The sequence below is a fragment of the Sorangium sp. So ce327 genome (assembly GCF_051530205.1).
GTDB classification, from domain to species: domain Bacteria; phylum Myxococcota_A; class Polyangia; order Polyangiales; family Polyangiaceae; genus Sorangium; species Sorangium cellulosum_B.
This window is the reverse complement of sequence record NZ_CP150330.1, coordinates 2,418,338-2,440,079: the sequence shown is the minus strand read 5'-3', so window position 1 is coordinate 2,440,079 and position 21,742 is coordinate 2,418,338. Positions and strand designations below refer to the sequence as shown.

15 protein-coding genes are annotated in these 21,742 nt (G+C 73.3%); 3 read left to right on the top strand and 12 right to left on the bottom strand.

Annotation, left to right across the window (positions count from 1 at the left end; genetic code table 11):
• Nucleotides 1–8: 8 nt before the first annotated feature.
• Nucleotides 9–1,337 (top strand): hypothetical protein, encoded by a 1,329-nt coding sequence (locus WME95_RS09190; protein ID WP_437908038.1) that lies wholly within the window; start codon nt 9–11, stop codon nt 1,335–1,337.
• 82 nt (nt 1,338–1,419) lie between these two features.
• Here WME95_RS09190 and WME95_RS09185 read toward each other — a convergent pair whose 3' ends face one another.
• The 3 genes from WME95_RS09185 to WME95_RS09175 form a co-directional block, all read right to left on the bottom strand.
• On the bottom strand, nt 1,420–3,324 hold the full coding sequence (locus WME95_RS09185; protein ID WP_437908037.1) for a protein kinase domain-containing protein: 1,905 nt from the start codon (nt 3,322–3,324) through the stop codon (nt 1,420–1,422).
• 5 nt (nt 3,325–3,329) lie between these two features.
• The gene (locus tag WME95_RS09180) at nt 3,330–5,009 is read right to left on the bottom strand and encodes a protein kinase domain-containing protein (RefSeq protein WP_437908036.1); all 1,680 of its coding nucleotides are present in this window, start codon (nt 5,007–5,009) and stop codon (nt 3,330–3,332) included.
• Between the two features lie 251 nt (nt 5,010–5,260).
• Nucleotides 5,261–7,675 carry a protein kinase domain-containing protein gene (locus tag WME95_RS09175; RefSeq protein ID WP_437908035.1) on the bottom strand — a complete coding sequence of 805 codons (2,415 nt, stop codon included), beginning with the start codon at nt 7,673–7,675 and terminating at the stop codon, nt 5,261–5,263.
• Between the two features lie 361 nt (nt 7,676–8,036).
• On the opposite strand from WME95_RS09175, the gene WME95_RS09170 reads away from it, so the two are divergent.
• A complete protein-coding gene (locus WME95_RS09170; RefSeq protein WP_437551027.1) occupies nt 8,037–8,402 on the top strand; it encodes a cupin domain-containing protein in 366 nt (121 codons plus the stop codon).
• Between the two features lie 50 nt (nt 8,403–8,452).
• Here the strand turns inward: WME95_RS09170 and WME95_RS09165 are convergent, their stop codons facing one another.
• The 8 genes from WME95_RS09165 to WME95_RS09130 form a co-directional block, all read right to left on the bottom strand.
• A complete protein-coding gene (locus tag WME95_RS09165; protein ID WP_437908034.1) occupies nt 8,453–10,837 on the bottom strand; it encodes a transglycosylase SLT domain-containing protein in 2,385 nt (794 codons plus the stop codon).
• Nucleotides 10,838–11,151: 314 nt separating this feature from the next.
• Nucleotides 11,152–12,234 (bottom strand): chemotaxis-specific protein-glutamate methyltransferase CheB, encoded by a 1,083-nt coding sequence (cheB, locus tag WME95_RS09160; RefSeq protein ID WP_012234234.1) that lies wholly within the window; start codon nt 12,232–12,234, stop codon nt 11,152–11,154.
• Between the two features lie 93 nt (nt 12,235–12,327).
• A complete protein-coding gene (locus WME95_RS09155) occupies nt 12,328–13,254 on the bottom strand; it encodes a CheR family methyltransferase (protein ID WP_437908033.1) in 927 nt (308 codons plus the stop codon).
• Nucleotides 13,251–15,368, bottom strand: coding sequence for a HEAT repeat domain-containing protein (locus WME95_RS09150; RefSeq protein ID WP_437908032.1), 2,118 nt, complete (start codon nt 15,366–15,368; stop codon nt 13,251–13,253). Before WME95_RS09150 ends, WME95_RS09155 begins: the two co-directional genes overlap by 4 nt.
• A complete protein-coding gene (locus tag WME95_RS09145; RefSeq protein ID WP_012234231.1) occupies nt 15,365–15,856 on the bottom strand; it encodes a chemotaxis protein CheW in 492 nt (163 codons plus the stop codon). The genes WME95_RS09150 and WME95_RS09145 overlap by 4 nt, the downstream gene beginning before the upstream one ends.
• 56 nt (nt 15,857–15,912) lie before the next feature.
• Nucleotides 15,913–16,449, bottom strand: a complete 537-nt coding sequence (locus WME95_RS09140; RefSeq protein ID WP_012234230.1) for a chemotaxis protein CheW — start codon at nt 16,447–16,449, stop codon at nt 15,913–15,915.
• Complete coding sequence (locus tag WME95_RS09135) at nt 16,442–18,706, bottom strand: chemotaxis protein CheA (protein ID WP_437551019.1); 2,265 nt, start codon at nt 18,704–18,706, stop codon at nt 16,442–16,444. Before WME95_RS09135 ends, WME95_RS09140 begins: the two co-directional genes overlap by 8 nt.
• On the bottom strand, nt 18,706–19,233 hold the full coding sequence (locus tag WME95_RS09130) for a response regulator (RefSeq protein ID WP_437908031.1): 528 nt from the start codon (nt 19,231–19,233) through the stop codon (nt 18,706–18,708). Before WME95_RS09130 ends, WME95_RS09135 begins: the two co-directional genes overlap by 1 nt.
• Nucleotides 19,234–19,581: 348 nt before the next feature.
• Here WME95_RS09130 and WME95_RS09125 point away from each other — a divergent pair, with 348 nt between their 5' ends.
• Entirely contained in the window at nt 19,582–20,691 is a 1,110-nt protein-coding gene (locus WME95_RS09125) for a VWA domain-containing protein (protein ID WP_437551015.1), read from the top strand.
• A gap of 136 nt (nt 20,692–20,827) precedes the next feature.
• Here WME95_RS09125 and WME95_RS09120 read toward each other — a convergent pair whose 3' ends face one another.
• Entirely contained in the window at nt 20,828–21,682 is an 855-nt protein-coding gene (locus WME95_RS09120) for a DMT family transporter (protein WP_437908030.1), read from the bottom strand.
• Between the last annotated feature and the right edge of the window lie 60 nt (nt 21,683–21,742).

Below are 21,742 nucleotides of genomic sequence, written 5' to 3'. Positions count from 1 at the left end.
GGCGGACCATGGACCCGATCACCGTGGCGACGAGGCGCTTCCTGCGCGATCTCGATCGCCTCTGGAAGCAACGCCCGGACCGCATCGCGAGGCTCGTCGCCAGCTCCGGCGACCGGGGCCACGTGGTCAAGGCGATGCGCCTCGCCGAATACGACCCGTCCAACCGGAGACCTCTCTTCGTGTACGACGCTGCGTTCGAAGCCGTCGAGCCCTACTTCGCGGGGCTGTGCGATCGCATCTCGACCGACTACGAGCTCGTCCGCAGAGGTGTCGCCGACGAGGGCGTCACGCTCGCCCGCTTCTCGCCGCCCGCCCGCGCACCCGCGCTCTCACCCGAGGCGCACGCGGTCACGGTGCTCACCGCTGCATCCGAGCGACTGTCATCCCATCTGGACGGCGCGCTCGTCGCCCTGCTCCCGAGATCGATCGCCAACACACCCGCATGGCGCGGGTCGCTCGAGCGGTTGTCTCGGTCGGCGCGGCCGCCCTCCTTGCGCATCGCCGTGCTCGATGCCGAAGAGGGCCCGCTCTCGAGCGTGCTCGGGCCGGAGGGCGCGCGATTCTCGTTCGACCTCGATGAGCTCTTGGATTTCGTCGAGCAGCAGTCAGACCGGAAGTCGGAAGGCCCCCCGGTCCCTCCCGGGCCAGCCCTGACTCCGCAGCAGCGCGCGGACTTCGAGCAGGCGACGGGCCGCACGATGCCCGTGCCCGAGACGGCTGCCGCCATCCAGGCGTGCTTCCTGGAGGGCGCGCGCGCCGCCGCAAAGAACGACTTCAAGGCGACGGCCGAGGCGTATCGCCGCGCTCGCGACCTGTGCCACAGCGAGGGCCTCGCGGCCCAGGAGGCCGGGGCGACGTTCGCTCTCGGCGGCGCCTACCTGGCCGCGGGCGCCCGCCCCATGGCCCAGGCCACCTACGGCCAGGCGGCGTTGCTCGCCGCGCATCAGCAGCTGTGGAGCATTGCATGCCAGGCCAAGCTCGGCGAGGCGGGCGTGGGATGGATGGCAAGCGACTTCGTACGCGCGGCCCGCGCATACGCCGAGGCGGCCTCGCTTGCCGAGCGCGGGGACATCGCCCAGCTTCGCATCGAGGCGCTGCGGATGGAGGGCCTATGCCATCAGCACCGCGGCGCCGAAGCCGAAGCAATTCAGGCATGGCGCAAAGCCGTCGACGCGGGCACGGCCGCGGATGAACCAGCGCGCCGCGCGAGCACCTTTCGCGAGGTGGTGACGACGCTCGCGGACCTGCTCGAGCGGCGCGGCCTCCGGCCGCAGGCGATGCACCTCCGTGCCCTTCTGGGCGCCATGGACGTCCAGGAGCCGAAGGGACACGCCTGATCAGGCAAGCACCAGCGGTGCGTCGAAGGCGACATGCGCCCTCAGTTCCTCGGATGCCTGGCTCCCCCGCGCGCAACACCGCTCAGGGAGCGTAGGGATCCTTCTTCTTCGCCTGGTCCCGCAGGCAGTTCGTCCGCATGAACCCTGTCTTGCCCGCGCACGGATCCACGGGTTGCCGCCGGGCGGCCGGTTGCTGCGCAGACCGCGACGGCGCGGGCGCGGGCTGCGCCGGAGGCTGACTCCTGGGCTGCGCCGCGACGACCGCCCGCGCCGACGCAGGCGCCGCAGCAGGCGGCGACGCCGCGACCACCGGCGCCGCCGCCTCCACCGCCGGCTGGCTCCGCTCCACCGACGCCGGCTCCACGCCCGCCGGCCCCGCGTCCGGCGCGCTGTTCGCGCCGCCGGCATCCACCGGCTCATCCACCCTGGGCGGCTCAGCCGCCACCGAAGCCTGAGGCGCAGCGGTCGCCGGCGGGGGCGGCGGGTCCGGCGGCCTTGCGGCGCTCGCGGCGCTCTCGATCCCGGCCTCCGGCAGCGCATCGATCCCGGCTGCGCTCTCCGTGGGCGCTGGCGCGCGCAACGCGACGAAGAGCGCTGCGCCCACCAGGCCAGCCGCGCCGGCGGCGAGCGCCGCGATAGCCGGGCCTGGAAGGCGCTTCCAGCCTGCCTGCCGCCGCGGCGGCGTCCGCGGCGCCTGCAGAGGCACCGGCGTTGCGCGCGCTGCCCAGGGCGACGGCTGCGGGCCTCGTCCTGCCTCCGGGCCGGGCACGAGCGGCGCGGTCGTCGATTTCCCCGGCTCACCGTGGCCCCATGCGGGCGACGCGCCCAGCGCCGCCTCGGCGCTCGCCATGGCCTCCGGCTCGAGCCTCTGGGTCAGCTCGGCGTTCCACTCCCGCTCCGGCGCCCCGCTCGCCATCGGCGACACCGGCGCCCCGCTCGCCATCGGCGACACCGGCGCCCCGCTCGCCATCGGCGACACCGACGCCCCGCTCGCCATCGGCGACACCGGCGCCCCGCTCGCCATCGGCGACACCGGCGCTCCTGCCGGCGCCGCGCCGGGAAACGCGGGCGCCGCCATCGCCGCCACCTGCGCACCGCCCCCGCCCCCGACGGCGACGCCCGCCCTCGCGCCCGCCGCCGTGTACCCATCGAGGAGGTCCGCGATCTCCGCGGCCGACCCGATCCGCTCGTCCCGGTGACGCGCCATGCACCGCGCCACGAGCTCCACGAGCCCCGGGTCCACCCGCCGCACGTACCGGGAGATCTTCGGTATCTCGCCCGTCAGGATGCCGGTGAAGACCGCCCTCGCGTCCCCCTGGAACGGCCGCATGCCCGTCAGCATCTCGAACAGCACCACGCCGAGCGACCAGATATCGGCCCGGTGGTCGACGTTCGGCTCGGCCCTCACCTGCTCCGGGCTCATGTAGAGCGGCGATCCCACCGCGCCGCCCGTCGCCGTGCGGATGCCGTCGTTCACGGAGAGGTTCTTCGCGACACCGAAATCGAGCACCTTCACCACCGGCTCGTCCGCGTCCGCCTCGCGGTGCAGGAAGATGTTCGCCGGCTTCAGATCGCGGTGGACGATGTGCAGCGCGTGCACCGCCGCGAGCCCCCTCGCCACGTCTCGCCCGATCGACGCCGCCACGTCCGCGTCGAGCCGCCGCCTGCGCACGAGCAGCTCCGCGAGCGTCTCTCCGGTGAGCAGCTGCATCACCAGGAAGGGCTCGCCGAACTCGGTCTCCCCCATGTCATACATGTCGATGACGTTGCGGTGCCGCAGCGCCCCGCCGTTGCGCCCTTCGCGCTGCAGCCGCCGGCGGAGCTCGGCGTCCGGGCGGTGAATCAGCTTCAACGCCACCTCGCGCGACGTGGACAGGTTGAGCGCCGCCCACACGACGCCCATGGACCCCTCTCCCAGCCGCCGCACCAGCTTGTACTTCTCGGCGATCACCAGTCCGGCAGCGATCTGCGTGAAAGAGGTGGACATCGAGCTCAGCAGGGTGGGTCGAGGCGCTTCGCCGCGGCGGGCGAGGTCGCTTTACCTAGCGTAAACGAGAGGGCGACGCGGAAGGTAGCACGCTCTCCGCCGGGGTCCCTCGGGCGCTCCACCTCGCTGCGCCGCAAGAGATACCCCGCGGCCATCCCGATCCCCAGGAGGAGCGCCGCCGCGACCACGGCCATCGCGATCCACACGACAGGCGAGCGGGCGGGCGCAGGCGGCGGCCTCTTCGGCTCGGGGAGCGGATCGAGCGGCACCGTGCCGCCGAGCGACAGCGCCTTTCCGAGGGGAGCGGCCGGACGCGCGAGCGACGCGCTGGACGCGCTGGCCGCTGATCGATAGGCGGCCGCCTGCTCCGGTGACATCTTGAGGGTCCCGCGGTCCCCCAGCAGAGGATTGCTCGCCATCCGCTCCCGATGCCCCGGTGTCGCCGCCCCGCCCGCCGCCGGCTGCTCCGGCCACGCGCCCGCCGCCGGCTGCCCCGGCCACGCGCCCGCCGCCGGCTGCTGCGGCGACGCGACCGCCCCGCGCGGCCCCGACACAGGCGTGATCGGGTGCCCCTGCGGGGACTGCAGATGCGCCATCGACGCCGGGAGCGGCGTCCCGGTCGCCGGCGTCGGCGACCGCCCAGGAGGGTGTCCCTGCGGGGACTGCAGATGCGCCATCGACGCCGGGAGCGGCGTCCCGGTCGCCGGCGTCGGCGACCGCCCGGGAGCGGCCCCACCCCACGACCCTCGCCCGAGCTGCTGCGGGATCTCGTGCCGCAGCTCCGGCGACGACCCCGACCTGGAGGGCACGCGCTGCGGCGCCGACGGCGTGACGAACGGCTCGAGCGCCGCCGCGACATCGGCCGCCGAGCGCGGTCGCTTCTCGCGATCGCGCTGGAGACACTGCGTCACGAGCGCATCGAGGCCGGGATCGATCTGCCAGACAGACTGGGACACCGCCGGGATGTCGCCGTGCAGCACGTTTCTCAGGAGCTCATGCGCCTTGCCCTCGATGGGCCGCCTGCTCGTGAGCATCTCGAACATCACCACGCCGAGCGCCCAGAGGTCCGCGCGAGTATCGATATCGCTCTGCGCCCGCACCTGCTCCGGGCTCATGTACGCCGGCGAGCCGATGAGGATGCCTGTCGCGGTCTTCACCTGTTGAGGACCCGCGAGGAACTTGCTCACGCCGAAGTCGAGTATCTTGACGATGGCATCGCCGTCGCCAGGCTCGGTGTGGAGAAAGATGTTGGACGGCTTCAGGTCGCGGTGGATGATGCCCCGCTCGTGCGCGGCGGAGAGGCCACGCGCGATGTCCCGAGCGATGCGCGAGGCATCGTGGATCTCCAGCTTGCGCTTGCGCTTGAGCAAGGACGAGAGCGTCTCGCCGGAGAGCAGCGGCATGACGAGGAACGGATCGCCGTTCTCCGTCTCGGCAGCATCGTAGATATCGACGATGTTCCGGTGGCTCACGGCGCCGCAAGCGCGCGCCTCCCGCAGCAGCCGGACGCGGAGCTCCGGGTCGGGCCGCACCAGCAGCTTGAGCGCGACCTCCCGGGAGGTAGCCTCGTTGTGCGCTGCCCAGACGACGCCCATCGCCCCTTCGCCGATCCGCCGAAGAAGGCGGTATTTGCCGCCAATGAGCGCACCTGGCGGCGGCGCGGCAAGAGCCGAAGGGGACTGCATGGGGTGGTCTCGCTGGAGGACGGACGTGGCAGCAGGTCGACGGAGCTTCGAAGAAGTGTCGCAGGTGAGGCAGCGCACCGTCAAGAAAAGCTGCTGGTCGGGCTCGCAGAGCGCGAAGCCGGCTCCGGCGCTTCCGGTGTGGGCACGCGCTCATCGCACGTGATCGCGGCCACGTCGTCGCTGCCCGGGAATCGCGGCGCTACCGTGACGTCATCTCGGGAGGGGCGGCCCGAGCCGCGGAGAGGCCGAGTCTATTTCTTGAGCTTCGCCTCGCACTGCTTCTTCGCCAAGAACCGGAGATGAGCGCACGAGGCCGCGGATGGCGCAGGAGCAGCCTTCGCGGGCTGCGATGTCGCGGGAGGCGCCCCGAGCGTCGAGCTGCCCGGCTTCGCGCCGCTCGCCGTCCCCGGCGCCGTGCCCGCGCCGCCGCCCGGCGCCGACGCGCCGGCCGCGCTGCTCGTCGGAAGGGCGCTCGGCGCCGAGGGCACGGGCGGCGCCAGCGCCGAGGAGCCAGGCGGCGCCAGCGCCGAGGAGCCAGGCGGCGCCTCCGCGGGTGGCGCCGAGGGGTCCTGCGCCGGGAGCTCCTCGGTCCGCGGCGGGGCTCCCCCGCGCTCCGGCGGGGCGACCGTGTCTCCTCCGGCGCGGTCCAGCGACGGCATCGCGCTCCCGGACACTTCCGGCGCGGCGGAGGACGTCTCCGGCGACCTCAGCGAGATGAGCATCCCCACGACGATCAGCGACAGCGCAGCAGCCACGATCGCGAGCGTCGCGGCCGTACGCTTGCGCCTCGGTTCGCCGCCGTGCGGGGCCCGCTCCTGAGCGTCCTGGGCCTGGTGCGCCCCGACCTGATGGACCGACGGGTGGTTCGAGACGAGCGGGGTCGTCGACGAGCTCCCGGCCTGGCGCGGCGCGCCCGTCGCCGTGGACGCGCCCGACCTGGAGTCCGAGGCGCTCGCGCCCGCTTCCGGGCCGAGCCTCGCGGCCGCTGCCGAGCTCCAGTTCGACGGCGCCGCGAGGCCTCCGGGCGGCAGCGCGCCAGCAGGGCCGAGGCCGCCCGGCCCCGCCCCTGGCTCGGGTATCGGCGGCGCGTTCATGCGCACCGTCATCGCCCACGAGCCCTGCTGCGGCGCCGCCACGGGCGCAGGCTGCACCGGAGCGGCTGGCGCCGCGCTCGCCTGGGACGGCTCCGGCGCTGCAAACGCCGCCACCGACGCCGACGGCGGCCGAGGCGCAGCGGCGGCAGGCCCCGCCGCCGGATAGGCCCCCGACCCGGCGCGCGGCCCCGCGGCCCCGGCCGCATCCGCGTTCCGCCGCGTGAGGGGCAAGGTCGCCACGTCCTCTTCCCGCAGCGCGCGCACCACGGACGCCGCGGCCAGGTGCTGGCCCGAGCTGCCCGGACGCCGAGGAACCGCGCCCGCCGCAGGGCCGGCGCCCGACGCTGGCCCCGCAGCCCCCTGCCCCAGCGACCTGTGCGCCTCTGGCGACTCCTGCACCGGAACCGGGGCCCGCGGCCCCCCACCGAGCAGCGCCAGCGGCAGCGCTCCCGCGCCCCCCTCGACGCTCCCCGACCGGTTCACCACCGACGCGGGTTGCGCCACCGACGCAGGCGGCGCCGCGAGCGCCGACCCGGGGTGCGCCACCGACGCAGGCGGCGCCGCGAGCGCCAACCCAGGTTGCGCCGCGAGCGCCACCGTGCCGCCTTGCGACTCCTCCCAGCCGCCGTCCACGTCCTCGTCCGGGGGCGCCCCCCGCCCCTCCGGCGACGACTGCCGCAGCGCCGCGTCCCTGCCCGGACCCGCGCCGCGCTCCGCGTACCGATCGAGCAGCGCCGCGACCTCCGCCGCAGAGCCGATCCGGTCCGCGCGCTCCCTGCGCATGCAGCGGGCGATCAGGTCGACGAGCCCCTGGTCCACCCGCCTCAGGTACTTGGACACGGTGGGGATCTCGCCGGTCAAGATCCCCATGAACACCGCCTGCGCGTCCCCCTGGAACGGGCGCATGCCCGTCAGCATCTCGAACAGCACGACGCCGAGCGCCCAGATGTCGGCCCGGTGATCGACGTTCGGCTCGGCCCTCACCTGCTCCGGGCTCATGTAGAGCGGCGACCCGACCGCGCCGCCCTGCACCGTGTGCAGGCCGTCGTTGACCGAGAGGTTCTTGGCGACCCCGAAATCGAGCACCTTCACCACCGGCTCGTCCATGTCCGGCTCGCGGTGCAGGAAGATGTTCGCCGGCTTCAGATCGCGGTGGATGATGTGCATCGCGTGCGCCGCCGCGAGCCCCCTCGCCACGTCTCGCCCGATCGACGCCGCCACGGGCGGGTCGAGCCGGCGCCGCCGCGCGAGCAGCTCGGCCACGGTCTCCCCCGTGAGCAGCTGCATCACCAGGAACGGCTCCCCGGCCTCGGTCTCCCCCATGTCGTAGATGTCGATGACGTTCCGGTGCCGCAGCGCCCCGCAGTTGCGCGCCTCGCGCTGCAGCCGCAGCCGGAACTCGGTCTCCGGCCGGTGGATCAGCTTCAGCGCCACCTCGCGGGCCGTCGCCACGTTCACCGCCGCCCAGACCACGCCCATCGCCCCCTCGCCGATCTGGCGCAGGAGCCGGTACTTCCTGTCGATCAGCACACCGGACGCGAGCAAGGTCGAGCTCTTCGGCGAGGGCATCATCGGCTTTCCGGAAGCGCGGCGCGCCCCGCCGTCACGGAGCGCGCACGGACGGCCGCGACCGGCAGAGCGAGGCGAGCCACGGCGCACCCGCGACGCCCCCGCCGCCCAGCGCTCGCGCCGCGCGATCCGTCAACCCCCCGCGCCCGTGCGACATGACATCCGGTCCCCAGGTCCACGGGACAGCCTCCTGTCCGGGCATCCTACAGCAGATCTCCCTGGCGCGATACGTTCCCTGCAAGGACGAACGCACGAAGAAAACCGACGAGGAAAGAGGGAGAAGCCCGATTCGATCCATCCAGGACCGGACCCACGCTCGTCGCCCAATCCGACGGATCACTCCGAGGAGGAAAGCGAGGCGCACATGAGCGACACAACCGTCATGAAGGTCTCCTCCGGCCGCTCTCCGACAGGCCAGATGGGACAAAAATACCTGGCCTCCGGGATCCAGGTCTCGATGCGGCTCTGGGAACGCGAGCCGCCAGGCGACGCCAAACAGCCGACCACGCGGGATTACGAGACCGTGGGGTTCGTCATCGCTGGGCGGGCCGAGCTGCTCATCGAGGGGCAGATGGTGCGCCTCGAGCCGGGCGATTCCTGGACGGTGCCCAAGGGGGCGTCGCACGTCTACAAGATCATCGAACCGTTCACCGCCGTGGAGGCGACGAGCCCGCCCGCCGGCGTCCACGGGCGAGACGAGACCGGGGCGACGCCCTCTGGCAAGACCTGAGACCACGAGGCGGGGGTCTCGCCCCCTGGAAGCCCGAGCTCACCCGGACCTCACAGCGCGGTGCCAGCGCCAGACGCGGGCTTCTCCTTGTCCTGCGCCCCCTTGGCGCGCCCCGCCGGCTGCGGCTCGGCGGCGCCACGCGCCGCGGGCTTCTTGTCGTCCCCTCCGCCCGCCGCCGGCTTCTTCTCGCCCTCGGCGGCCTTCTTCTCCTCCGGCCTCGCTCCGGCCAGGTCGCCCGCGCCCGCCGCCCCCGCGCCGCCGGGCTTCCCCTCGGCCGCGCCCGCCTCGACGGGCGCCACCGGCGTCAGCAGCACCGCCGGCTTCACCGGCTCGGCCGCCGCCTTGTCGCCGTCGTCCACCGCGCCCGCGGCCTGAGCCGACGCCACGCGGACCTCATCCTCGCGCGGCTCGACCGGCGCCGGGTCGTCCGGTCGCGAGGTCGGCACGTACACCACCAGCCGATCCCCGGGCATCAGCGGGCTCCGCCGCGAGCGCTGGTTGATCCGCTCCAGGCTGCCGACGCTGAGGCCGTACCGGCTCGCGATCTTGCTGAACGAATCCCCCTCTCGCACCGCGATCTCGATGCGCTTCCGCCCCTTCAGCCCCTCGAAGTGCGCGAAGAACTCCTCCGAGCCGACCTCGATGACGCGCGCGCCGCCCTCGTCGAGCAGGAACACGCCGTCGTGGCGCTGCGACCTCGGGACGAACAGCTGGAGCGTCATCCCCTCATGGAGCGACGCCCCGGGCGCCAGGGTGTTCCAGCGGCAGATCTCGTCGGGCGTCACCGAGAGCACCGCCGCCAGATCCCGCAGCGCGTCGCCCGCGACCACCCGATAGAACACCCGCCGGCGCCCCTCGTAGGAGAAGCGCTGCGCCGGGACCACCACGACCGGCTTCCCCTCCGACGACAGCGGCGCGCCGCTCGCGAGCAGGTGCTCGGCCGCCGCCGCCCCGACGCCCTCCGCCGCCGGGACGAACAGCAGCGCCCCGGGACGCACCGGCTCGCCGGCCCGCAGGCCGTTCAACGTCTGCAGCGTCCACCGCGTCGTCCCCCGGAACGTCGCGATGTCGTCGAGCGACTCGCCCCAGCGGACCAGGTAACGCTCGAGCTTCGGCTCGCGCTCCAGGAGCTTCGGCATCGACTTCGCCGCGCGCGCCCCCGCCCCCGCGGGCACCCGGACCTCCCAGCGCGCCTGCTCCTTCGCGTCCACCGGCGACGGCGGCGTGCGCTTCGCCACGAGCTGCGGGTTGAGCGCCTCGATCTCCGGCGCCGCCGCGCCCGAGGCCGCCGCCACCGCCTGCAGCGACACCCCGGAGCCCAGCGAGATCTTGTCGAACGTCACCGCCGGATCGAGCTCCACGTCGTCGCAGCCGAACACCGCCGGGTTCCGCGCCACGATCGCGATCGCGAGGATCTTCGGCACATAGAGCGCCGTCTCGAGCGGCATCCCCGCCTCGAGCCGCGACAGCTCCCAGAAGTCGTTCGTGTTGTACTTCCGGATCGACGCGAGCAGCCCCCCGTACCCCATGTTGTACGCCGCGAACGCGAGCTCCCAGCCGCCGAAACGCCGCCGCAGATCCGAGAGGTACCGCGCCGCCGCCAAGGTGGATCGCTCTGGATCCAGGCGCTCGTCGACCCAGCGATCGACGGTGAGGCCATAGATGCGCGCGCCCTCCGGCATGAACTGCCAGAGGCCTGCCGCGCCGGCCGGGGAGTGGATGGTCGGGTCGAAGCCGCTCTCGACGAGCGAGAGCCAGAGGAGATCCTCCGGCAGCCCCTGCTCGCGGAGGACGCGGCGGATGGCGGCGCCGTAGCGGCCGCTCTTCTTGATCCACGTGACCACGGCGGAGCGGCCGCGCGGGTCGTCCTTGTAGTACTCGAGGTAGCGCACCACCCGGCCGTCCCAGCGGACAGGGATCTCGGGCAGCTCGAGCTGACGCAGCCAGGAGATGTCGCGGGTCTCCTCCGCTTCCGCGAGCGGGGCGGGCAAGCCCGCGGGCGGCAGGCCGGAGACCTCGAGGCGCGGCTCGCCCGCGCCGAGCAGGAGCGTGCCGTCGACAGGCCACGCGGGCCCGGCGCTCGGGGCCGCGCCGGGAAACAGCGCCAGGTCGATCGCGCGCAGCGTGCGGAGCTCGGGCGACTCGCCGGTGCTCGCCCCCGCCGGCGTCGCTGTGCCGGCGATGACCCGCCGCGCCGCCTCGTCCGGCGCGCCCGGCTCCCCGGGCTTGCGCGTGTTCTTCGCCGCGCCCTTCTTCGACGGCTTCGATCGCGCGGCGGCCTTCGCCGGCGCCTTGGCCGCGCTCTTCGCGCCGCCCTTCCCGCCCGACACGGCCGCCACCCTGACCGGCGCCGGCTTCTCCGCCTTGCCCTCGGCCGGCCCGTCCTTCTTCGCGTCGGCCTTCGCAGGCTCCGCCTTCGCCGGCTCAGCTTTCACCGCATCGGCCTTCGCAGGCTCCGCCTTCGCCGGCTCAGCCTTCGCGGGCTCAGCTTTCACCGCATCGGCCTTCGCCGGTTCCGCTTTCTTCGCGTCGGCCTTCGCCGGCTCCGCCTTCGGCGCACCGGCCGCAGGCGCCGCTACCTCCGAAGGAGGCGCCGCAAGGCCGTCGAAAGCGACGCCCGAGAGGGCGGCCAACCAGCCAAGACATACAAGCCTGCGTGCGGCGCGTCGGATCCGCATGTCAGGGACCGACCTGTCTCACGATGCGCCCGAGGGGTCAACTTTGGCAGCCCGCTGAAACCCAGCCCACCTCAGGAGAGCAGCGCGATGAAATCGCCGATCGCCGTGAAGGGCAGGCTCTCGTTCACGACGCCGGCCCGTACCGCAGCCCCGGGCATGCCGTAGACCACCGCCGAGTCCTCGCTCTCGGCCACCACCGTGCCCCCGGCCGCGCGGACCGCCCGCGCGCCGTTCACCCCGTCGTCGCCCATCCCCGTCAAGATGATGCCCACCGCGCGGCTGCCGCCCACCTGCGCCACGCTCCGGAACAGCCGGTCCGCGCTCGGTACGTACCGATCCCCAGGCGCCGGCGCCCCCACCCGGATCCGGATGTCGCCGCTCAACCCGACCCCGCTGCCCGGCGTCACCGCGATCTCCATGCACATCCTACCCGGGCACACATAGGCCTTGCGGGCCACCACCTGCTCGCCGTTCTGCGCCTCGACCACCCGGAGGCCGCCCTTCCGATCGAGCCGCTCCGCGAACGTGCGGGTGAACTTGTCCGGCATGTGCTGCGCGATGAAGATCGCGCCGGGGAAACGATCCGGGATCCGGTTGAAGATCTCGAGGAGCGCCGTGGGCCCGCCCGTCGACGAGCCGACCGCCACGAGGTGGCGCAGCGAGACGCCGAGCCGCGACGACTCCTGCACCGCGCGCGGCGACGCAGGCTGCGCCGGCCGCGCCGGGGCCGGCGCGGCCGGCATCGGAGACCGGGGGCGGAGGTAGCGCACCAGCAGGACCTTCTGGATGATCTCCCGCCGGATCTGCGCGTCCGCCGTGAACTGCCGGTCCGGCTTCGCCACGAAGTCGACGGCGCCCAGCTCGAGCGCCTTGAAGACGTTCTCCTTGTGGCTGTAGCTCGAGACGATGATGACGGGCGTCGGCTGCCTCGCCATCAGGATGCGGAGGAAGGTGAAGCCGTCCATGCGCGGCATCTCGAGATCCAGCGTGATCGCGTCCGGCCGGAGCTGCGCGGCTTGACGGAGCGCGTCGTCGCCGTCACCGGCCTTGCCCACGACCTCGATCTCGTCGCTTCCGCTCAATATTTCGGCGATGTTGCGCCGGTTGTACGCGGAGTCGTCGACGACGAGCACGCGCAGGGGAGCGAATGTCATGAGCGCAAAACCTTCCGCCGGAGGTTCATTCTACCCCACCCGGAGCGCCATGGGACCAACCGTCGCCTGCGCAGCCTCGACTTCGTCGGCGCCTCATCCGCCCTCCTCCCCGCCGCCCCGCTCCGGGCCGCCCCGCTCGGGCGAGATCTCCGGGATCCCCAGACGCAGCGTGGCCGCCGGCTTGCGGTACACGAGATCCTCCCGAAGGTGCACGAGCTCGAACGCGGTCGTGACGTTCAGGAGCGACTCGGAGTGGCCCAGCAGGAGGAACCCGCCGGACGAGAGGCGCTCGTAGAAGATGTCGATCACGCGGCGCCGCGACTCCTCGTCCAGATAAATGAGGACGTTGCGGCAAAAGATGACGTCCACGCGCCCGACCACCGCCGCGCGCGACGAGTCGAGCAGGTTCAGGTGGCCGAACTGGCAGAGCGTCCGCAGCTCGTCCGCCACGTGGAACCCGTCCGGCCGCTCCACGAAGTAGCGCCGCTTGAGCTCGGGCGGCGTCACGCGGAACGACGAGGCGCCGTACACCCCCCTGCGCGCCGCGATCACGCAGCGGCGGGAGATGTCGCTGCCGAAGATGCGGACCTCGCGGCGCTCCGCGGCGCCCGACTCCCGCGCGGCGATCGCGATCGAGTAGACCTCCTCGCCCGTCGAGCAGCCCGCGCTCCAGATGGACAGCCGGCCCCTGGCGCCCCCCGCCTTGACGATCATGGGCACGAGCTCGGTCATGAGCGCGCGCAGCTGGTAGTCCTCGCGGAAGAAATACGTCTCGTTGACCGTGATGAGCTCGAGCGCCTCGTCGAGCTCGGCGCGCCCGCGGCTGTGGAAGCGCAGGTACTCGTGGTACTGCGCGAACGACGAGAGCCCGAGCTCGACCACCCGCTCGCGCAGCCGGCGCTCCATCGACGTGCGCGCCTCGGGCCCGAACTGGAGCCCGCAGTGCTTGTTGAACAGGTCACGCAGCCTCTGGAACTCGTCAGGCAAGAGGCGGATCTCGTCGTCCCGCCGCCGGTTCACAGCACCTTCCCCGACGGCGGCCCGCCGGTCATCCCCGAGGGGGACGCCGGGGCCTCACCGCCGTCGATCGCCCCGGGCGCGCTCAGCCGCTCCGCGGCGTCGCCCCAGGGAGGATCCGAGCGGAACGGCGCGCCCCCCTGCGCCGCGGCCGCGATGAGATCGGGCTCCCCCGACGCGCGCACCAGCCCGAGCAGCTCGCGCGCGCGCGCCCGCTCGTCGCTCGCGCGGTCCGGGAGCGACGCGTACAGCCGGCCCAGCGCGCGCGCCGCGGCGAGCCGGACCTCGCGCTCCTCGTCGGCCAGGGAGAGGCTCAGCACGTCGAGCGCAGAGACGCCCGCCGCCGCCGCGATCGCGGTCACGGCCGCGCGGCGCGCGCGCACGTCCCCCGCCGACGCGGCGCTCGTGAGGAACGCGATCTCCTCCGGCTCCGCGTCGCCGAGCGCCTCGATCACGATCGCCGCCGCGAGGTGGGTCTCCTCCGTCAGCGCGAGCCCGCGCGCGAGCTCGCGCGCCGTCCCGGGGTAGCGCTCCGTGAGCCCCGCGAGCGCGCTCTCCGCCGCGCGCGCCACCGGCAGCGAGATCGCGCGCGTCTGCGACACGATGAGCGGGAAGTCGACAGCGGCCCCGATCTTCGCGAGCCCGTAGAGCGCGCTGGTCGCCACGAGCGTCGAGGGGCTCCGGACCGACCGCCGCACCGCGCCGAGCAGCTCGGCGAGCGTCGCGTCGATCGCAGGCCGCTCGCCCGAGAGCGCGCCCTCGCGCCCGCCCTGCTCCGCGATCGCCACGGCGCCGTCGAGGAGCGCGGCCGTCGCGTCGTCGACGCCCTCCCAGAGATCCGGGTCGGGATCGATGTGGCGCTCGAGGTAGGACAGCACCGCGGGCAGCGCCTCCGCGCCGAGCAGCCCCAGCGCGCGCTGCGCCGTCTCGACGAGCGCGGGCTCGATCATGGCCTGCACCGCGGCGTCGGCCGCGCCCGGGGCGCGCGCCATCGCCGCGAGCAAGAGCGCCTGGGCGCGCCCGCTCACCGGATCCGCGCCTCCGCCACGCCACGACGGGGGCTCCGCGCCGCCCGAGCCCGGCGCGGCGGAGGCGGCCTGCACGAGGCGGGCGCCCACCTCGGGCGGCGCCGCCCGGAGCGCGTCCACCGCGTGCGACGCGAGCGGCCCCTCGGCGAGCCGCGCGAGCGCCCGGACGAGCTGCGCGAACGCGCCGCCCCGCGCCGTCGCGAGCGCCGCGCAGAGCGCACGCGGCGCCTCCGGGCTCTCCGCGAGCGCCGCGGCGACCAGCGCCGCCGGCCGGAGGATCGGGTCGTCGATGAGCGACGAGAGCACCCGCCACGGCACCGGCGCCTCGAGCCCGTTCAGCCCGTTCAGCGAGGTCAGCCGCACGAAGCGATCCCGATCGGAGAGCCGCTCGTACAGGATGTCCGTCACCCGCTCGCGCGCGATGAGCCCCATCCCGGCGATCGCCTCGATCGCGCTCTGCCGCAGGTTGTCGTCCTGCTCGGCGAGCGCGGCGTAGAGCGGGTCGAGCGCCGCCGGGTCGCGCGTGCGGCCGAGCGCGTCGACGACGAGCTTGCGCTCGTCCCCCGCGAGCGCGCCGAGGGCGTCGACGAGCGCCGGCGTGGCGTCGCGGCCGCAGTAGCCGAGCACCTCGATGGCCGCGTTCCTGAGGCCGACGTCCTCGCTCTTCTGGAGCGCGTCGAGGAGCGCCTCGACGAGGAGCTGCGGGGCCGACGGCCGCTCGCCTTCCACGCCGGCGCCGGGTGACGCCGGCCGCTCCCCCTCGGCGGCCTGTGCCGGCGCGGAGGCGGGCGCGGCCTGGATCAGCCGGTGGCAGGCGTAGGTCGCCTCCTTGCGGACGCGCCAGTCGGGATCGCCGAGCGCGCGGAGCAGCAGCGGCAACGCCTCGACGACGTCGGCCCTGCCGAGCCGCGCGGCCGCCTGGCGGCGCTCCTCGGCGTCGTCCGCGGAGAGCGCCGCCGCGATGACGGCGATCGGCATCGGCGTGCTCCGCACGCTGGGCGAGATGGACTCGGGCTCGGCCGGCCAGGAGCCCGCGTCGCCCGCGCGCGGGCCCTCGAACGGACCCAGATCGTCGAACGCGCGGCTCACGGGGCCTCCAGGAGGGCGCCCGACGCGGCGAGCGCGAGGGCGAGCTCGATGAAGCGCCCGACGTCGAGCACGAAGATCATCCGCTCGTCGTGGGTCGTCACCCCCGTGATGCCGCGCAGATCGCTGCTGCCGCCCACCGGCGGCGTCGGCCGGTAATCGCCGCTCGTCCCGAAGACCTCCGTCACCGCGTCGACCACGAGCCCCACCGTATGCGTCCCCACGTCGACGAGGATCCACTTGGTGCTCCGGGTCGGATCGACCGGAGGCAGCCCGAAGCGCACGCGGAGCTCGATGACCGGCACCACCTCGCCGCGGTGGTTCGCGACGCCGGCGACCTCGGGGGGCGTGTGCGGCAGCGTGGTCACCTCGAGCGGATTCACGATTTCGCGGACCCGCGTGATGTCGATCGCGTAGTGGACGTCGCCGACCACAAAGCCGACGAGGCTCTTCTGCGGGTCGGGACGGCTGCGCTCTCCAGTCAACGGCATCTGAGCCTCCGAGCGCCCGGGCTCTACGAGCCGCCCGGGCGCGGACGAATCGTCCGTTAGGACGCGAGTATGGCCTGCAGGTCGAGCAGGATGATGACGCGCGGCTGCGCCTCGCCCTGGGTGCCATCCGACGCGCTCGCCCCGTGCATGGGCCGGGCGATGCCGGCGATGTAGCCCGCCACGTCCCCCCCGAGCGCCGTCGCGGCGTGCTCGATCTCGGCGTCGGCGAGCCGGTAGACCTGCTGGACCTCGTCGACGAAGAGGCCGAGCGTCTCGCCGTTCGCCGCGTCGACGAGCAGGATGCGCGCCCGCCGCTGCGCCGCGCTCTCGTGCAGCCGCATCCGCCGCCGCAGATCGATGACGGTGACGAGCTGCCCGCGCACGCTGACGATGCCCATCGTCGAGTCCGGCGCGCGCGGCACCGGGGTGAGCGGGGGCGGCTTCAGGATCTCGCGCACGAGCGAGACGGGCGCGGCGTAGGTGTCGCCCGCGAGCGTGAACGCGAGGTACTCGGTCCGCGGGCCGCTCGCCTGCGCGCGCGAGTTCCGCTTCGAGACCGGTATCCGGGCGGGCCTTCGGGTGAGGTTAGCCATGGGTGCTCCGCGGATCGCTGCGCTGCCGGTCCCCGCCGTGGAGGATCTCCTCGATGAGCGCGGGGGCGTCGAGGACGAGCGCGATGCGCTGGTCGCCGAGCTCGGTGGCGCCGGAGAAGCCGCGCACCGAGGAGAGCGACGGGCCGAGCGCCTTGATCACGACGTCCTGCTGCCCGATGAGCGTGCTCACGACGAGGCCCAGCCTGCGCGCGCCGACCGACGCGACGACGATGTACTTGCGCTTGCTGCCCCCCTGGAGCCCGAGCGTCGCGCGGCCGCCGTCGCCCCGGCGCCCGCCGCCCACCGCGGCGCGCGCCGCCGATCCGCCGCGCGCGCCGCCGAGCAGGCCGGCGATGCGCGCGCTGAGCTCCTCCTCCTCGTTCAGGCCGAAGAGCCGCGCCAGGTAGCAGAGCTGGAGCGTGCTGTTGCGCAGCGTGATCATCTCGCGGCCGTCGATCTGGCGCACCGTGGCCTCGTCGAGCGCGACCGCCTCCTGCACGTTGGTCAGCGGGATCGCGAACAGCCGGTCGGCGACCCGGACGATGAGCGCGCTGATGATCGCGAGCGTGATCGGCAGCGTGACCGTCATCTTGGTGCCGATGCCGGGCTCGCTGTGCACGTCGATGACGCCGCCGAGCTTGCTGATGTTCGTCTTCACGACGTCCATCCCGACGCCGCGCCCCGAGATCTCGCTGACGTCGGTCTTGGTCGAGATGCCCGGCTGGAAGATGAGGTTCAGCACCTCGCGGTAGCTCGTCGTCCGCGCGTCTTCCGGGGTCATGACCCCGCGGCGCAGGGCGGCGTCGAGCAGCTTGTCGACGTCGATGCCCTTGCCGTCGTCCTCGATCTCGATGACGACGTGGTTGCCCTTCTGGAAGGCGTTCAGCGCGATCGTGCCGACCGCCGGCTTGCCCACCGCCTCGCGCATGCTCTTCGACTCGATGCCGTGGTCGATGGCGTTGCGCATCATGTGCATGAGCGGGTCGCTGAGCTCCTCGACGATGAGCTTGTCGACCTCGGTCTCGGCGCCCGTGATGACGAGGTTCACGAGCTTGTCGGCGTCGCGGCTGATCTGGCGGACGACGCGCGCGAGCTTGTCGAAGACCTGCCCGAGCGGGACCATCCGGACCTCGAGGATGCCCGCCTGCATCTGGGCGAGGTGCCGGTCGAACGTGCGCTGCAGCCTGTGGAGATCGAGGGAGAGCTCGCGCTCGGTGGGCGCCGCGCGGAGCCGCTCGACGAGGCGGCCGAGCGCGGAGCGGACGAGGGCGAGCTCGCCGACGATGTTCATCAGCCGGTCGAGCTTGTGGATGTCGACCCGCACCGTCTGCGCGACGGAGCGGATGGAGCTGAGCTCCCCCTTGCGGTTGCCGCGCGCGCTCGACGGCGGGCTCGCCGCCGACATCGAGCCGGTCAGGTCGACGGCCCGCGACACGCCGGTCGGCGCGCCGCCCCGGAGCGCCGCGGACATCGACGGCATGCCCGGCGGGGCGACCCGGCCGTGGCCGTTGTTGTTGCGCCGCGGGATCTCCTCGACGGCGGCGCCGGCCTGGTGCAGCGCGCGCTGGAGCTCCTCGAGCGGCGCGCGCGAGGCCATCAGGATGTCGAGCTCGATCGAGTCCTGGTCCGCGCCCGCGCCGGTCGGCAGGTAGGTGATGATCTCGCCGTACGGCTTCGCGGTGATCTTCAGGTCGTCGAGGGCCTGGTCGATCGTGGCGAGGTGGAACTGCACGCGGAGCCGGAACAGGGTCATCCCGCTCGCGATGTTCGTGCGCAGCCGGTGCTCCTCGTACTCGGTGAGCACGGAGAGCAGCCCCGGATCGAGATCGTAGTTGTCGTCGGGGAGGCCGGCCGCGCTCGGGCCTGCGTCCTGGTGCAGCTGGCGCAGGAGGTCGTCGACCTCGGGCATCGGCGCGTCGCGCCCGTCCTTCTCGTTCTGGAGGATGCGCCCGTAGAGCTCGACGCTGCGGAACAGGAGGTCGAGGACCGACGCGCTGACCTCGATGCGCCCGAGGCGGAGGTTGTCGAGCAGCTCCTCGAGCTCGTGCGAGAGGGTGGCCATCCGGGTCGCGCCGAAGAGCCCGGCGAGCCCCTTCAGGGTGTGCACGGCGCGGAAGACGTCGTTGATGACGTCGGGGTCGACCTTGTTGGTCCGGACCGCCTCGTCGAGCGCGAGGAGGTCGCGCCCGAGCCCCTCGACGATCTCCTGCGCTTCCGAGAAGAACTCTTCGCGCGCCCGATCGCCGCTGTCGACCATCAGCCGCCGCCTCCCTCGCCGGAGCCGGGCTGCTTCGTGCGGGCCGCGGGCTCCTCCGCGCGCGGGGAGGCAGCGGAGGCGCGATCGTCGGCGCCGTGGGCGCCGTCAGCGGACGGGGAGGCGCCGGCCTGCGGCGCGTCGGCCCGCGCCTCGAGGCTCGCGACCACCGCGTCGCGCAGGGCCTCTGGCGTGAACGGCTTCGGGAGGAAGCGGTCGGCGCCGAGGCGGAGCCCGCGCTGGATGTCTCGCTCGGTCGCCTGCGTGGAGATGATGAGGATCGCGACGTGCCGGTAGCGGTCGCTCTGCCGGACGAAGCGGATCACCTCGAGCCCGTTGATGTCGGGCATGTTGATGTCGGTGATCACGAGGTCGAACGCGCCGCGCGGCAGGAGCCGGAGCGCGTCGAAGCCGTTCACGGCCTCCACGATGTCGACGTCGCCCGCGAGCCCCAGCACGCGGTCCTCCAGCGTCGAGCGGATGTACGCTCGCATTGCCGGCGAGTCCTCGACGATCAGGATGCGTGCCATGCGGCGACAGGGTAACGGAAATCGGCCCGGGGAGACCAACTCGCTGAGCGCCCGGGGGCGACGCGCGCGGTTTTCGACGCGCACGGGGCTATGTACGGCGGTCTCCCTCCCGGAGTAAACCAGCGCGAGCGCCTCCCTGCACGATCGGCGAGGCGACCGCGCGGGCCGCGCGTCGGGCGAGGCCGCGCGGGGCCGCCGCGCGCGGCGCGGCCGGCGCCTCGGGGTGTGGGGTGTGCCGCCCTCCCCGCGCCGGCGCGGCCGTGCCCGCCCGGCCGGGCGGCCGCGGGAGAGGGGCCGCCTGCGGCAGCGAATTGACATCGCGGCGTCCGATGCGCGCTAATCGCGCGCGTGAAAATCCTCCTTTGTTCTCCAGCGTTCCGGATCCTGCTCGCCGCCCTGTTCGCTCTGTCGAGCGTGGCGTGCGGCGGCGGGCTGCGGGTGACCCGGATCAACTCCGCCCAGAAGAAGCCGAACAACGTCTGGGTGTTCTTCAGCGTCGATGCCGGCGAGGACGAGCCGGTGGGCGGCCTCACGGCCGAGGACTTCGAGATCTACGAGGACGGCGAGATCGTCTCGAAGTTCGAGAGCAAGCAGACCATCCAGAACCCCGAGGTCGCGGCGGTCATGTACACGATGCTGCTCGTCGACATGAGCGGCAGCATCACCGAGTCGGGTCAGGCCGACGCCCTCGTCGACGCCGCGCAGTCGTTCAGCGACCGGGTGGGCAAGAGCCAGAAGGTCGGCGTCTATGCGTTCGACGGCGAGGTAAAAATCCACTCGGTGGTGCCGTTCACCGAGGCGCAGGGCTCGGTCGAGGGCGGGCTCGAGGGGCTCCGGAGCTACAAGCCGAAGGACACGTCGACGAACCTCCACGGCGGCGTGGTGGAGGGCATCCGGGAGCTCAAGAAGCAGCTCGACAAGGACCGGCGCCCCCTCAAGTTCGGCACGCTCGTCGTCTTCTCGGACGGCACCGATCGCGCGAACCGCGTGAGCCGCGAGGACATGCTGAACGAGCTCAAGAAGGAAGACTACGAGAACTACCAGATCTTCGTCGTCGGCGTCGGCGCCGAGATCGAGAAGGCGCGCCTCGACGAGATCGGGCGCGACGGGACCGAGCTCGCGGCGGACCAGGCGAAGGTCAAGGAGTCGTTCGACAAGATCGCGGCGAAGATCGAGGCGCACATGAAGCGCTTCTACCTGCTCTCGTACTGCACGCCGGCGCGCGCGGGGGAGCACGAGGTGGAGATCAAGGCGATCCGGAAGGATCCGTCGGCCTCGGGGTCGCTCGCGTGGAAGTTCAACGCCGACGGGTTCGGGCCGCCGCCGGAGTGCGATCCCAACACCCCGCCGTCGTTCGAGCTGAAGGCGACCGTGCCCGCGGACGACGACAGCGGCGGCGGCGCGGGCGGGAAGGCGAGCTTCAAGGCGAACGCCAACGTGAAGGTCGAGGCGAAGTGAGGCGCGCCGCGGCCGCGCGAGGCGGCCGCGACGCCGTCCCAGCGGCTCGCCGCGCCCCGCGGCGGGCCTGATCCAGCCAGGATCGAGCCTCCTCTCTCCCGTCGACGTTCACGCGTCGGCGTTCACGCCTCGACGTTCATCCTCCTCTGCTCGGCGCCGGCGCTCGCTGCGGCGTGGCGCGCGCTGCCATCAGGACCCGCCAGGCGGTGGCGCCGAGGAGGACAGCGCCGCCCACCGTCGACCAGATCCCGGGGCGCTCCCCGACGAGGAGGAGCGCCCAGACCGGGTTGAGCACCGGCTCCAGGAGCACCAGCAGCGAGGCCTCGACGGCCGGCGTGTGGCGCATGCCGCGGCTGAACAGGGCGGTCGCCACGCCGATCTGCACCGCGCCGAGGAACACGAGGAGCCCGAGGTCGACGAGCCCCGGGCGGGCCGCGCCGCCCAGGCCCATCGGCAGCGCGCCGAGCCACGCGAGGACGTTGCCCCAGACGAGCACCGCGGGGTTGTCGTCCGGAGCGGCGCGGAACCTCATGATGCACAGCGCGAACGCGAGCCCGGAGAGGAGCGCCAGGGCGTTGCCGAGGAGCTGCCCCGCGGAGAGCTGATCCAGAAAGAAGAGCGCGAGTCCCAGGATGAAGATGGGGGCCGCGATCCTCTCGCAGCGCGAGGGCCGCTCGCCCAGCAGCCAGGGGCTGAGCAAGAGGACGTACACGGGCGAGGTCGACTGAAGGAAGATCGCGTTCGCCGCCGTCGTCAGCTTGGTGGCCTGCACGAACAGCACCATGACGGCGGCGTAGATCGCCGCGACGCCGAGCGTGCGCCACGAGGGGAGGCGGCGCGCGCCCGGCATGGCCAGGCCCAGCGCGAGCGCCGCGATGAACGCGCGGGCCGAGGCGACCTGCCACCCGTCGAGGGAGATCAGCTTGATGGCCGCCCCTCCGGTGGACCAGAGGACCGCGGCGGCGAGGATCATCAGTCGAGAGCGGAGCATGGGAGACGAGGGCGGCGAGCCTAGCCGAACGGTCGACGAGGCGCGCAGGGGCAGATTACG